Annotated in this window: 11 protein-coding genes and 1 tRNA gene; 8 read left to right on the top strand and 4 right to left on the bottom strand. The window is 49.5% G+C overall.

All coding sequences use genetic code 11. The annotated features are described in order from the left end of the window. Positions 1-180: 180 nt before the first annotated feature. A complete protein-coding gene (locus AC0QH1_RS13615) occupies positions 181-2,526 on the bottom strand; it encodes a HEAT repeat domain-containing protein (RefSeq protein ID WP_324631701.1) in 2,346 nt (781 codons plus the stop codon). Positions 2,527-3,155: 629 nt separating this feature from the next. On the opposite strand from AC0QH1_RS13615, the gene AC0QH1_RS13610 reads away from it, so the two are divergent. Both AC0QH1_RS13610 and AC0QH1_RS13605 read left to right on the top strand, forming a co-directional pair. Further along, a complete protein-coding gene (locus tag AC0QH1_RS13610; RefSeq protein ID WP_324631700.1) occupies positions 3,156-3,629 on the top strand; it encodes an ISAs1 family transposase in 474 nt (157 codons plus the stop codon). A gap of 644 nt (positions 3,630-4,273) precedes the next feature. Next, positions 4,274-4,345, top strand: a tRNA-Gly gene (locus tag AC0QH1_RS13605). Between the two features lie 344 nt (positions 4,346-4,689). Here the strand turns inward: AC0QH1_RS13605 and AC0QH1_RS13600 are convergent. Further along, positions 4,690-4,815 carry a hypothetical protein gene (locus tag AC0QH1_RS13600; RefSeq protein WP_324631699.1) on the bottom strand — a complete coding sequence of 42 codons (126 nt, stop codon included), beginning with the start codon at positions 4,813-4,815 and terminating at the stop codon, positions 4,690-4,692. A 10-nt stretch (positions 4,816-4,825) separates the two neighbouring features. Here AC0QH1_RS13600 and AC0QH1_RS13595 point away from each other — a divergent pair, with 10 nt between their 5' ends. From AC0QH1_RS13595 to AC0QH1_RS13585, 3 genes are all read left to right on the top strand, one after another. Continuing rightward, complete coding sequence (locus AC0QH1_RS13595) at positions 4,826-5,206, top strand: hypothetical protein (RefSeq protein WP_324631698.1); 381 nt, start codon at positions 4,826-4,828, stop codon at positions 5,204-5,206. 179 nt (positions 5,207-5,385) lie between these two features. Then, positions 5,386-6,183, top strand: a complete 798-nt coding sequence (gene surE, locus AC0QH1_RS13590; RefSeq protein ID WP_324631697.1) for a 5'/3'-nucleotidase SurE — start codon at positions 5,386-5,388, stop codon at positions 6,181-6,183. Between the two features lie 761 nt (positions 6,184-6,944). Further along, complete coding sequence (locus AC0QH1_RS13585) at positions 6,945-7,178, top strand: hypothetical protein (protein ID WP_324631696.1); 234 nt, start codon at positions 6,945-6,947, stop codon at positions 7,176-7,178. 99 nt (positions 7,179-7,277) lie between these two features. Here the strand turns inward: AC0QH1_RS13585 and AC0QH1_RS13580 are convergent, their stop codons facing one another. Both AC0QH1_RS13580 and AC0QH1_RS13575 read right to left on the bottom strand, forming a co-directional pair. Continuing rightward, positions 7,278-8,900 carry an ArnT family glycosyltransferase gene (locus tag AC0QH1_RS13580; RefSeq protein WP_324631695.1) on the bottom strand — a complete coding sequence of 541 codons (1,623 nt, stop codon included), beginning with the start codon at positions 8,898-8,900 and terminating at the stop codon, positions 7,278-7,280. A gap of 77 nt (positions 8,901-8,977) precedes the next feature. Continuing rightward, entirely contained in the window at positions 8,978-9,133 is a 156-nt protein-coding gene (locus AC0QH1_RS13575; protein ID WP_324631694.1) for a hypothetical protein, read from the bottom strand. A 262-nt stretch (positions 9,134-9,395) separates the two neighbouring features. On the opposite strand from AC0QH1_RS13575, the gene AC0QH1_RS13570 reads away from it, so the two are divergent. The 3 genes from AC0QH1_RS13570 (at position 9,396) to AC0QH1_RS13560 (ending at position 12,453) form a co-directional block, all read left to right on the top strand. Further along, positions 9,396-10,916, top strand: a complete 1,521-nt coding sequence (locus AC0QH1_RS13570; RefSeq protein ID WP_324631692.1) for a hypothetical protein — start codon at positions 9,396-9,398, stop codon at positions 10,914-10,916. A gap of 94 nt (positions 10,917-11,010) precedes the next feature. After that, positions 11,011-11,232: a hypothetical protein gene (locus tag AC0QH1_RS13565; RefSeq protein ID WP_324631691.1), complete on the top strand. Its 222-nt coding sequence runs from the start codon at positions 11,011-11,013 to the stop codon at positions 11,230-11,232. A gap of 219 nt (positions 11,233-11,451) precedes the next feature. Further along, on the top strand, positions 11,452-12,453 hold the full coding sequence (locus tag AC0QH1_RS13560; RefSeq protein WP_324631690.1) for a sensor histidine kinase: 1,002 nt from the start codon (positions 11,452-11,454) through the stop codon (positions 12,451-12,453). Positions 12,454-12,977 lie beyond the last annotated feature (524 nt).

Raw genomic sequence — 12,977 nt, 5'->3', positions numbered from 1 at the left:
TTTGAGAAAAGTAGCGGCAAAATTGGGGTTCAATCTCAATGGAGTCAGTAGGGGTGTGGGGAAAAGCGCCTTTAAAACTCCGACTTTGGACTCTTTAAGAATCTCTCGGATTTATCCGTAGGGAGTATCAAGTACCACCGTCACGGGTAGGGTGGGCAAGGGGTTGCCCACCCTACGGGTTCAGGAGGAGCTTTCCTGTTGCTGTTGGGCAAACGATCGCACTTTTGGATCCGGGTCGCGGGCACTGCGATCGCGCAGTAAGGATTGGGTTTCCCGGCGTTCGCCATACTGGCGGGCGATCGCTTCTAGGGCGGTTTGGCGGGGATTGATTGCCCCATCTTCTTGGGGGACAAACGGATCGTGGAGGGCGCGATCGCGCAAGAATTCGAACAGATTGGGTTCGGCTAATTCTCCTTTGCCCAATTCTTGCACCGCCGAGTGGCGGACGAAGGAATCTTCATCCTCACCGGCGCGCCGTTTGAGGATCGCCACCGCCTCGGGGTCGGAAAACCACCCTTTCGCCAGTTCGAGCATCGCCGCCAGTCGCACGGCCCAATTGTCATCGGTGTTGGCGCGGGTTTTCAGGATGGCGAGGGTCTCGGGGTCTTCTTTCCAACTGGTGGCGAGTTCTCGCACGGCGGTGATTCGCACGTCCCAATTTTCATCGCTAGTGGCGCGATTTTTCAGAATGGCGAGGGTGTCGAGGTCTTCAAACCAGCCGGCGGCGAGTTCTTGCAAGGCGGCAATTCGGACATCGGATACTTCGTCGGAGGTAATGCGGGTTTTCAGGATGGCGAGGGTCTCGGGGTCGTCGTACCAGCGGGAGGCGAGCTGTTGCAAGGCGGCGACGCGCACTTGCCAATCGGGGTCTTCCGTGGCGCGGGCTTTCAGCAGGGGGAGGATGTCCAGGTCGGTTTGCCAGCTTCTCGCCAGTTCTTCTACGGCGGCTTCTCGCACGTGGCGATCGCGATCGGTGGCGGCGACGGTTTTCAATACGGGCAGGGTTTTCGGATCTTCAAACCAGCCGGCGGCCAGTTGGAGGGCGGCGATTCTTACTTGCCAATCTTCGTCGGAGACGATGCGGCTGCGAATCCACTCTACTATTTCTGGGTCGTCAAACCAGCCGGTGGCCAGTTGTTGCAAGGCGGCGATTCTCACTTGCCATTTCTCGTCGGCAATGGCGCGATTTCTCAGCCAGTCCAGGATTTCTGGGTCGTCGAACCAGCCGATCGCCAGTTGTTGTAAGGCGGCAGTTCTCACATTGTGGTCTTCGTCGGATTCGGCAGCCGTTCTCACTATGGTGAAGCTTTCGCCGCGATCGCGCCACTGTTGTGCGATAGCTTCGATGGCTGCTTCTCTCACGTCTGGATCGCGATCGGATCGCGCCAGGGTTTGCAGCAGGCTGAAGGTCTCGGGATCGTCCTTCCAGCCTTTGGCCAGTTCCTGCAAGGCGGTTTCGCGCACCAGCCAATAGGGGTCGCCTTGGGCTAAGGCTTTCAGCATCGGTAAGGTGTCCGGATCGCCTTTGGAATAGGTGGCTAATCCTCGCACCGCACTGGTGCGGGTGATTTCTGACCCCTCCTGTTGGGCAAGGCTTTTTAGCCACCCTCGGATATTCGGCGCGTCTTTCCACGATTGGGCTAATTCATCCACCGCTGTCATCCGGATGGTATCGGCTACTTTTGACTGGGATAGTCGTTTCAGCCAGGGTTGGGTTTTTGGGTCTTGTTTCCAGGTTTGCGCGATCGTGCCTACGGCTTTTAGGCGGATTAATATCAGATCGTCTACTTCTTTGTGTTGGGTGAGGGTTTCTAGCCGATCGCGCAGTTTCTCCGCACTTGTGGCGATCGCTTCGCGGTTTTTTAACCCCAACAGGCAATCTGCAGCTAAAAATAAGTTGGCAAAGTTATAGGGTTCTCCGTCTATTTCTATTAAGTGTTCGATGATTTCTCCGGCGATTTCTGCCTCGACCTGGCGGGCAATTTCTACCAGCAAATCGCGCCAGGATTCTTGGAAAAAATGTTGGCCGAATAGTTGTGTTTTTAAGGTGTCGCGGGTTATGCTGTCGGAACGCTCGGGCTGTTCTAAGCGATCGACCAGTTCTTTGGCATCCCGAAAGGCTTTGATTTTATTCCAGTATCCTCGGGCTACATCAGACCAGGAAAATTCCCCGGGTAAGGGGGTTAATTTCCGTTCTCTCCAGGTTTGACCTAGGAGGTTTCCTTCCAGGGGCGGGCTGTCTTTTTTAAAGGCACTCCACAATTGGTTTTTGACCTCGGGCTGTTGTAAAAACTGCTCCAGGGGTTCTGCGTAGTGCTGCACCTCGGTTTCATCCAAGTCTGCATCTTCTAATTCAAGCTGCACGAATTGCAAAAATTCTGTCAGCGCTTTCCCGGCGGCGATCGCCAAGGGGATGCCTTCCGGGGCGACGCGATCGCCCCTTACCCAGGTTTGAGTGTCCTCGGTGACGAATTTTCCCACAACTGGCGCAAACGCAAAGTCTAGACTGTTCGATTCTCCCAACATAAGTTGCGATCTGATAATAATCCTCTGCTAGTTTATCCGAATTTTCCGCCGTTGTCTGTGCCCCCACACCACTCAGGGGGAAAATGTAACTGGGGATACACACCCCAATCCCCAGGGGGTGCAAAACTCTGTGTTCATCCCGCTAGTGGTTTTTAGACCCCCCTCGCGCTTTTGAACCCCTATCCCGCGAACTTCCACAATCGGGCGGGGGCGGGTTTATGCGATCGGATGGTTCATGGCACAAGTTCATCAAAAAAGCCACCCCGACCATCCTATTTTTGCCGCCTCTGTGGGGGCGGGTTTGCTGTCAAATTTTGCCGCTTATCGTAAAGCTTGATAACGCAGCTTTCACTTGGAGAATATCCGAACTGTAATCGCAGCAAAAGCTGGTATTGTAAACAACAAATAGAAACGTCAGGGAGGTATTTTTTGCAACGCGGTTCGTTAACGATTGTGGGTACTGGCATTCAATTGGGGGCATCTCACCTTGTCGGCAAAAGCCAGGGGAAGCTCATCTAATTTAGATGAAAACGTAACAGACAAAACTTAGCAGATATGGTAAATACCATTGACGCGGTGTCATTTCTATAATGCCTAAAAAGCTCAAAAATTAAAATGAGGACAAGTTAATGACGAAAGGATTTGCTTCTCGAAAACCCGACAAAAAGGCTCAATCTCAAGTTTCACCACAACCTTTAACTATCCCAGAACTAAAAACAAATTTGTCCACTTGTTTTGATGATATACCAGACCCGAGAGCGGAGCGAACCAAACTACACTTACTCAAAGATATTCTGGTCATTGCTCTCTTGTCTACTATTAGTGGAGGCAATGGATGGGAGGATATGGAAAATTATGGAATCAGTAAGCTGACTTGGTTAAAAGAATTTTTAAAATTACCTAATGGCATCCCAAGCGATGATACATTTCGGAGAGTTTTTGAGAGACTCAACCCTCAAGGGTTTGAAAAAATATTAACTGATTTTATTCACCACATCCTAGGTTTAGGCTCTCCTAGGACTATTCCGATTGATGGAAAAACCCTCCGAGGTTCTTACGATAGAGAAAAGGGATTGAAAAACCTACACTTAGTCACGGCCTGAGCCAGTGAAAATCGTCTGGTGCTAGGACAAGTCAAAGTTAAAGACCATTCAAATAAAATCACAGCCATTCCAGCTTTGTTAGAAGTAATTGACATAACTGGGGCCAGGTTACGATGGATGCGATAGGCGCTCAACCCGAAATCCTCAGGTTAATTCGTCAAAAAAAGGCTAATTATGTAGTCACTCTAAAGAGAAATCACCCTCAGCTTTATCATCAAGTAAAAAACAGCTTTGAAACCGCAAGAGCCAACCAATTTAATGGATTTAATGTAAGTTATGATGGACGGAAAAGGGGCATCATCAGGTTGAAACCCGAAAAGTATGGGCAGTTCCAATGACTACATGATAAAGATTCTGAGCTCCTTGTGTCAAGCCTAATTGAGATGCTCTTACCCTGGCTTTTTATGGGGTTTGATGAGAAGCGGTGCGTCACCCCCGCAGAAAATTGGCCGATGTGCGCGATCGGCTGGCGGGGGTGACGCACCCTACCCTAGGTCGCCAAACCAAGGACAAAGGACAAATGACTAATGACCAATGACCAAAAAATTTAAAACACCCCTTGACAACCGCCGCCGAAAGGGTTTATGATAATTAATTATTCTCGAAACAGGCTCGCTTGCCCTAGGGTAAGCGCAGGTCAAAATGCGGGCGTAGTTCAGTGGTAGAACGCAAGCTTCCCAAGCTTGATGTCGTGGGTTCGAGTCCCATCGCCCGCTTTCTCGGAACGAGGCAAAATCGGCAATAATTTTGGTTTTTCAATATATTGCAGGTTTTTAATATTTTTTTGGCAATTTAGGCGTTGCGTACAGGCTGGGTTTGATGCAGCGGGTGGGTGAGGCTTTCAATTGGCTGGGTGGTTGAGGCTAGGGGAAAAAAGCGGTGGGGTTTGTTGGGGGTAGAGCCGATCGCGTAGTGGGATGATTTGTTAGCAGAATTGGGGGGTAATTTTTGGCAGTTTTGCACAGAGGAATGGAGGGGATTAGAAACCGAAGGGGAAGAGAATGGAGAGGCAAGCAGAGAAAATAAAATGAACCGGGTGAGAAACGAGGGAGTATTTTGGTTATAATGCGATCGCGTCGCGGGTTAAATTAGCCCGATCGCCAAGGTGACGCGGCCAAATTTGCCCATCTCCGACCTCGAGAGTGGTAAAGGCGGCGGCTTGTTGTAATCCTAAATTGAGTGGCAAACCCAACCCGATGACTATCGTCCTTTCCTTTGCAAAAATTGCCCACTATCGGACCGAACTCGCTAATTATCCCCAAGCGCTCGAAGCCCTCGACGCGATCGAGGATTGTGAAGGAGATATGGAAGATGCGGCCATTGGGCTAGCGATTCAGGCGGGGCAAGAACCGAACACCTCAGAACGGTGGTTAGAAGGGCTAGCAAAGCGCTGTCGCGCCGCATTGTGCAAAGCACAAGTCAGAGAACAGTTAAACCAGGGAAAATTCGATGCGGGCATGGAAGCATTAAGCGAAGCGCGTCTTTGTCCGCCAAAATTAGTCGCCCCGGTGATTATTTTTGTAGTCGAAACCGGCATCGAAGAATTTTGCGAACCCTTGGATTATAAGATTGAATAAACGGTGTCGCAGAAGGGAAAGAAAGGATTGCGGTGCAGATGCAAAAGCGCGTAGGCTCGCAAAGAACGCACCGCACCATTGAGGCAACCCCGCCAAGGGCGGAGCCACCCCAACGGCGATCGGTACGCCGAATCGTCCCTTGAAAACAATCACTGCTGTTCGCCCCCTGCAATTGGTTAATGAAACTATTACTTAGCAATGACGACGGCATTTATGCCCCAGGAATTCTCAGCTTAGCCAGCGCCCTAGCAAAAGCGGGTCATCAAGTTTTTGTGGTTTGTCCCGATCGCGAACGTTCAGCCACCGGACATGGGTTAACCATGCACAGTCCCATCCGCGCCGAAGTGGTAGAGTCCATGTTTCCCGAGGGCATCCGCGCCTGGGCCTGTTCCGGGACCCCTGCTGATTGCGTCAAGCTTGCCTTGTGGGCATTACTCGACACTCCCCCAGACTTGGTAATTGCCGGCATCAATCAAGGGCAGAACTTAGGCACGGACATCCTTTATTCTGGCACTGTTTCCGCCGCAATGGAAGGGTTTATCGAAGGAATTCCCAGCCTTGCTTTCAGTCTTGCCAGCTATGAAATCAAAGACTTTCAACCTGCCGCCAACTTTGCCGTAAAGATGGTAGAGCTGTTGAAAGCCCATCCCTTACCCAAGCCAATGCTGTTCAACGTCAACGTTCCCGGGGTTCCCACCGAAGAGATTGTCGGCGTTGCCCTAACCCGTCAGGGAGTGCGGCGCTACGTGGATATTTTTCAGAAGCGAACCGATCCGCGAGGTAAAACCTATTATTGGTTAGCAGGGGAAGTGCTCGAGGAGGTAGAACAAACCCTCGATCCGCAATTAAACGCAAATATACCTACAGACGTAGAAGCGATTCGCAAAAACTACATTACCCTAACCCCCCTGCACTATAATTTTACTTCTCTCGAAGGTTTAGAAATTTTGCAGGAATGGGAGTTTCCTTCGCAGTAGATCTATCGGAGGACGCAGAGGCAATGGGGGGTCACTCCCCTCACGCAGCCCCGGATTTCTATGAAGAAACGTTAAAGGTAACGAATGGTTAGAACCCGCCTAAATTCGGCTTATTTCTCGATCCCTGATAGTTCAAGGTGCATTGCAGCCTTGTTTTTGTCATTCTCCGATAAATGAGTCTGGGGAACTCGGATTTTCACCCGGAATCAAAGAGCACTAAACTAGAAAATAGGATGTTGTCCAGCCCTGCGGGGCAGTTCTTTCATCTTCCTCATCCCCTAGGGTGATTAAATACACCCGCAATCGAGAACGAATCGCGCCGCAAGGGCGATCGCGCCATGCTAGCGCAGAAACGAGGATGGGTTCCGCCTCCCGAGTCAAGCATCGCAGCGAGGGGAAAGAATCGGCACCAGCCCCCAGCTTTCCACCGCCGGATCCAGCACTGGGAAAACCGAGGAGAATCCAAAAATTAGAGCAAATACACAGGAGTGATGACAACTGTCAGCGCTAAGCTAGGCAAAAAACTCAACGACGCCACTGGTGTTGTGAAATTGAAATGAAGTAAATTACGGTTTAGGGAAAAGCGGGAAAGTCGCATGAACGCTCATATTTTTGATAGTAACTCTGTCACTTGCCCCATATGCAATCGCACCGGACATATCCATCCGGGCGAGATGTTCGGCGGACTTTATACATGCCCACATTGTCAAGCTCGGTTAGTGATCAGTTGGAGCGGTCATTACGTCAGAGACCCCTTCAGTTTGAAACAACTGTCCGTGGCGCGTTTGTTACGGCGTCAGAGTCGCCCCGCCGCTCGGATTTTGCGAGATGTGGGACTGGGAAAACCTCCTTCCCTGTGGGCAATTTTAGCCGGCATTTTGGTAGCGAGCCTGACATTTGCCACCTTAGAAGGATGGACCCCAGAAAACAACCCGGTAGAAGGATTTATCGAAGGAGTCAACGAGGCGATCGAGTCGCCAGAAGACTCTCCGTAGAGAGGATTCATCAGTGCCTCTTCAACCATAAATCGGGGCAAATTAAATATAAAAAAAGCGCCCCCTAGCGCAAGGCTGTGGGGCGATAAGGTTTGAGGATTACTGACGCGAAACCAGTATCCAATCGTCAGTTTCCGTCAGGGTATTTACCGCATTTAAACCTAACCGTTTGAACGTGGATTGCTCTAAAAGTAAATAGGGCTGAGGGTCGTCGATCCAATATTGTTGCAATTGAGAGCGATCGCCGGGAATCACTTGGCGATCGCTATAAAAATTCAGGGACGGGCGATGATAGGGATGCGAGGTGTAAATCCTCGCCCCCGCTGGCGTATATTGGCGCAGCATTTCCGCCACGGGTTTGACCGGATAATCCTCATTCAGTTCCCAAATCCAATGGGGGGAACTGACAAACAAACACACAGAAACATACATTCCCCAAAACAAAATCAAAATAAATTGGCGGTCTTGGCGATCGACTAAAAACGCCGCCACACTTAACGTTAGCGCCACCGCAATTAACATCATCGGGAGATAAACCCCAGCGGTGGGTTCGAGCAGCCCAAAATAAAAACTGGCCAGCCAGCATCCCAGGGACAGCAGACCCAAAATCGCGATCCAAGCGGAGGGATAAAGCGCAGAACGAGTGAAGGGGTCGGAATGTTTTTCCCCTTGCCAAACTTCCGCCAATTTCGCCCCACATGCCAGAGCGATCGCCGGATAGAGGGGCAAAACATACCAGGGCAATTTAGTCCCCATCAGGGAAATCACCGCAAAATACACCCCAGACCAAACCAGCACTAACTTCGCCCAACTCATGGTGCGATTTTCCCAAGCCGATCGCAACCCTTGGGGCAAAAACAGCAACCAAGGCCAAGCATATTTTAATACTTCTAAAACATAATACCACGGCGGACCGGAATTATTTTCCACCGGTGCCCAAAGGCGCTGGAAAGACTGAGCGAAAAAGTGGGAAGCAACAAAGCGATCGCCATAGTGCAGCCATTGCGCCACATACCAGAACACCACCGGCGCGCTACCGAGAAAAAAGCCATTCCACAGATACCAACTGGTGAGCAAGCGCGGGGTATCCCAGGCGATAAAAATCGCCGCGATCGCCACCAGCAACACCCCAATAACCCCTTTGGTCAAGCACATCAATCCGAAACCAATCCCCACCCCCAACGCCCAGCGCAAATCCCGGCGCGATCGCAGCAAACACCACAGGGTCAGCAAGAAAAAACACAATAGCGGTCCATCCAACATCGCCAACCGCCCGTGACGCACCACCGGTAACAGGGTCAGATAAATCAGGGCCGCAAAAATCGCCGGACCGCGCAGGCGAAAAACCTCGCGCCCCACACCATAGAGTAAAGGAACCGATAGCGCCGTCAGCATGGCACCCGGTAAGCGCGTGGTCCACTCATTCACCCCCCCAAACGCATAGGCGATCGCGATCGACAAATGCATCAGGGGCGGTTTATTGAAATACGGTTCGCCCCCTTGGGTGGGATAAAGCCAATTGAAATCGCCGCGATAAATCTCGCGCGCCACTTGAGCGACAATTCCTTCATCCCAGTCGCGCAAGGGCAGATCCCCGAGGTTCATTTGGTAAAGGGCGATCGCCGCCAACAGCAGGATCAGCACCCAAATTTGTTCCAGTCGATGGCGGGTGCGACGAGATTGCTCGTTCGATTCGTACAGGGTAAAAATTTCGCGATACATTATAGGGTTTCTATGGGGTGAACGATGGGGTTTGCAAGGGTCATGCGGTGAAAACCAAGATGCTGCTTTTTCTATGCTTAGGGTTCCCTACTGACAACTATCGTAAATTCCATTGTTAACCTTTGCCGATTGGGTTCGCGCTTTTCCGGTGTTTCGCGGCGATCGCCCCTCCGGATTGGCACATCGGCTGCATTGGGATCCAAGCGCCAACTGGAGGGGCGAGTTTCTTGCATTAAAGGGGCGATCGCCTGGTGAGGGTGACGCTTCCAGATAGTGATTTGTTTGAGTTTTCCACGGTTGCGTTCGCGTACGGGTATCGTAGCGATGCACCGACAAATTCTCGCCCTCGACGAATGGCGCGCCTTGCTGGCTTGTGTTCTGTTGAGAGAGTGTCCTACCGTTTCCCCCTTTTTCCGGTGCGGAAGAGATATTCTTTGAGTGGTGTGGGAATATTTTCCCCGCATCTACCCAATCACTTAATGGAGTTTTCACCCGATGAACATTCCTTTTGTTTTAGATATCGCGATCGGCTTAATTTTCGTGTATCTTATTTTGAGTTTGCTGGCGTCAGAAATTCAGGAACTCATCACCACGGTACTGCAGTGGAGAGCCGAACACTTAAAAAAATCGATTGAAGTGCTGCTAGGGGGCAAAGAAGAATCGAAGCAAACCCGCGAAGCGCGACAACTGGCGAACGAACTGTACAATCATCCGTTGATTAAAGACCTGAATCAAGAGGCGAAAGGGGTTTTAGCGCGCGGGATTCGGCAGGTCGGTCAGACCTTATTCGCCGCTTATCAAAAATTGACCAAAAGCGAAAACACCTTTGGGTCGGAAAAAAGCGGCCCTTCTTACATTCCGCCGGACTTTTTTGCCGTTACCCTGATGGATAAGTTAGGAATTCGCGGATTGTCCCATGTTTTGAGTATCGGGCGCATTGAAGATTTCAAACAAGGGCAATTAAAAGACCTGATTGTTTTGGGTAAAAGTGCAAAATTAAGCGAAAATGAATACCAAATATTCCAGGAAGAGCTGACTGCTTGCGGACAAGCGTTAGACCAATTGGTTCTGGAGTATGCCAAGGAAGAAATTACCTTGTCGATGTTTGTGGACTTGATGGAAGAACGGCTGGTTTTATTTGTGGAAGAGTTAGAAGTAGCCTTGGCGCAAGCCGGTCAACTGCCCGATTCGGCAGCATCTTTGTTAAGGCGAATCCAGGGAATCCGGAAGCAGGTTTACGGAGAAGCGGGCAAACAGGTATTGCTGAAAAACTTAAAGCCGCGCCCCAGCGATGTGGTGGACAGTATTTCCAGCTATCGCGAAGTGTATGGGGAATTGCAAAAGATATTTGAGGATAAAGATAGTCCGGTTTATCAGCAAATTGAAGCGACGTTTAAAGAGTTGGAAAAGGCAAAAGAATTGTTGCCCGATTCCCTAAAAGAAAGTTTGTCGGTGTTGGCGAAACGCGCTCAAAGTAAAAGCGATGGGGTGGGGGATGAAATTAATAGCTTTCAGCAAGAAATTGAAACCTGGTTTAATGGGTCGATGGAACGCGCTTCAGGGGTTTATCGGCGCAATGCCCGAGGGGTGGCGATTTTAGTGGGATTTTTGGTGGCGATTTCTGCCAATTCCGATACGTTACATATTATCAATAGTTTGTCGAAAGACCCGATTGTTCGAGGAACTGTCACCATGAATGCCGAATCACTGGTGCGACAAAATCCCACCATCGCCGCGCAAGAGTTAGAGCAGGTGAAAACGCAAGTCAAACAATCGTTAGAAGATGTTTCCCTTCCGATTGGTTGGAATCAAGCGAACTTGCGACAGCAGGCGATCGCGCAGAAAGGATGGGGAATTCCTTATTTGAAGCGAATTGTCGGGTGGTTGATTAGTGGGATTGCCATCTCGATGGGGGCATCGTTTTGGTTTGATTTACTTAGTAAAGTGGTGAACGTTCGCAATGTGGGGAAAGGATCTTATTCGCGCCTGGATGAACCCCCGAATCGTCGAGTTTAAGGCGAACATTTAGGGAAAAATTGGGCGATCGCTCTCAGATGCGAGGACAAGGACGGGAAGGATAAATGATGAAGCGTCTAGAATTGAGATTTAGATGCCCTATCGGTTATGCTTCACCAGGGACGTGATTCTCCTGACCCTTTGTCCGCGCGATCGCCTCTGCGCCCGCGCCTGTTGCAAATTTTTGATTTCTCGATACAGTGGAAAGAGACTCGGCAATATGCCGGGTCTGTTCTGCTGTTATGTTATTTCTGGGGGAATTCCGGAATATTATCAGCGCCACGCAACTCAGAATCGGCAAATCGTTCAGGCGTAAGCCCGCTTGCGGTACGGTTCAAACCTTTTTCCCTACTCGATGCGGCGATCGCGCCCCTACCCACCGCCCATTCCCTCAGAGGCGATCGGGCATTAAACTCCCGAGATAAACTTACACCGAGGCAGATAAAATGTCCATAGAGTTACCCATTCCCTGACCATTTTTTTTTGAGTCCGGGCATTAATTTAGCTATAATTTATTCAAGATTAGGGGGAAAACATGTCTGATTTAGTCAAACAACTCGAACAGCGCAATGCAGAACTCGAACAAAAAGTTGTCGAACTGACCCAAAATCTCGAAAGTAAAGAGGAGCAACTGCAAGACAGCTTAAGCGAATTGCACCGACTGAAAAATCACATGGTGCAAATGGAAAAAATGACCATGCTGGGTCAAATGATATCCGGGATTTCCCACGAAATTAATAATCCCATTAACTTCATTTACGGCAATTTACCCTATGTGGACGAGCATGTAGAAGACTTGTGTAGCGTTATCGAAGCGTTCCAAGATGCTTATCCCAATCCTGAGGAATCCGTAGAAGATACCATCGAGGAAGTAGAACTCGATTACATCTTGGAAGATTTGCCTCGGATTATGGGGTCGATGAAAGTCGGCGCAGAACGGATTCGCGATTTGGTTCTCACCCTGCGACATTTCTATCGTCTGGACGAACCAGATATGAAAGAGGCATCCTTAGAAGAAGGTCTCGAAAATACCTTGGTATTACTCAATAACCGCACCAAACAAAATGTTGAAGTAGAGCGGGAATTTGCCGGGATTCCCAAAGTGGAGTGCTACATCAATCAGCTCAATCAGGTGTTTATGAATCTGCTCAATAATGCGATTGATGCCCTGCTCGAAAAAGCCGAAAATTCCTCGGAAAAAAGAGGTGAGAAAAATAAAATCACCGTGAAAACGGAAAAAGTGGATGACAATGCGATCGCCATTTACATTTCCGACAATGGCCCGGGCATTGACCCCGAAATCCAATCCCGCATTTTTGAACCGTTTTTTACCACCAAACCGATGGGTGTAGGCACGGGTTTGGGATTATCCATTTCCCATAAAATTATCACCGAAACCCATCACGGTGAAATGACCTTTTCCTCTACCCCCGGTGAAGGCAGCACCTTTACGGTTAAATTGCCCCTTTCCCAACCCAAAGACGCTCAAAATTCCGGTTCCCAAGGCTCGCAATCCAAACAATCTGCCGTGGTTTAGTCGATTTCAATTCAATGGCTTTTCCAAGGTTATTTTGTCAATAGAGGGCAATTTTTTATCTGCTAGCACCAACTTATTAAGTAGATTTATCCTGCATAAACTTAAACCAACACGGCTACAAATTGTGGGAAAAATCTCTGGTTTTTAGGACACGGCATTGCCGTGTCCTGATTTTTTATTGCCATGAGTAGGAGTGGGGGAAATGGGAGAAAAAGTCCCCCTTTGTCAAGATTCCGATAGACAGAGTAATTCTACTCATCTAAAGTGGGGGCGCTTTATTGCCATGAGTTAGGAGTGGAGGAAATGGGAGAAAAATCTCCCTTTGTCAAAATTCCTATAGACAGAGTAATTCTACTCATGGGAGGTTGGGGGCGCTGCTAATGTAAAGATTTGTGTTTGGGGACTAGACAAATTCGCCAAACACTGCTATATATTGAAACACAACCGTATCGCAATGGTTCATTTCAATGATACTAGTAGGATCTACTCAAGCAGCACAAATACTCGGGATTTCCGGTTCTTAT

It is taken from the genome of Phormidium sp. CCY1219, from assembly GCF_055795085.1.
This window is presented reverse-complemented; position numbering and strand designations above follow the sequence as displayed.

What these genes read in the sequence shown, in the direction of transcription:
- AC0QH1_RS13575 (WP_324631694.1), bottom strand. Translation starts at nt 9,133, where the DNA reads ATGCAAGAAACTCGCCCCTCCAGTTGGCGCTTGGATCCCAATGCAGCC.
- surE (WP_324631697.1), top strand. Translation starts at nt 5,386, where the DNA reads ATGAAACTATTACTTAGCAATGACGACGGCATTTATGCCCCAGGAATT.
- AC0QH1_RS13615 (WP_324631701.1), bottom strand. Translation starts at nt 2,526, where the DNA reads ATGTTGGGAGAATCGAACAGTCTAGACTTTGCGTTTGCGCCAGTTGTG.
- AC0QH1_RS13610 (WP_324631700.1), top strand. Translation starts at nt 3,156, where the DNA reads ATGACGAAAGGATTTGCTTCTCGAAAACCCGACAAAAAGGCTCAATCT.
- AC0QH1_RS13560 (WP_324631690.1), top strand. Translation starts at nt 11,452, where the DNA reads ATGTCTGATTTAGTCAAACAACTCGAACAGCGCAATGCAGAACTCGAA.
- AC0QH1_RS13580 (WP_324631695.1), bottom strand. Translation starts at nt 8,900, where the DNA reads ATGTATCGCGAAATTTTTACCCTGTACGAATCGAACGAGCAATCTCGT.
- AC0QH1_RS13570 (WP_324631692.1), top strand. Translation starts at nt 9,396, where the DNA reads ATGAACATTCCTTTTGTTTTAGATATCGCGATCGGCTTAATTTTCGTG.
- AC0QH1_RS13565 (WP_324631691.1), top strand. Translation starts at nt 11,011, where the DNA reads ATGCCCTATCGGTTATGCTTCACCAGGGACGTGATTCTCCTGACCCTT.
- AC0QH1_RS13595 (WP_324631698.1), top strand. Translation starts at nt 4,826, where the DNA reads ATGACTATCGTCCTTTCCTTTGCAAAAATTGCCCACTATCGGACCGAA.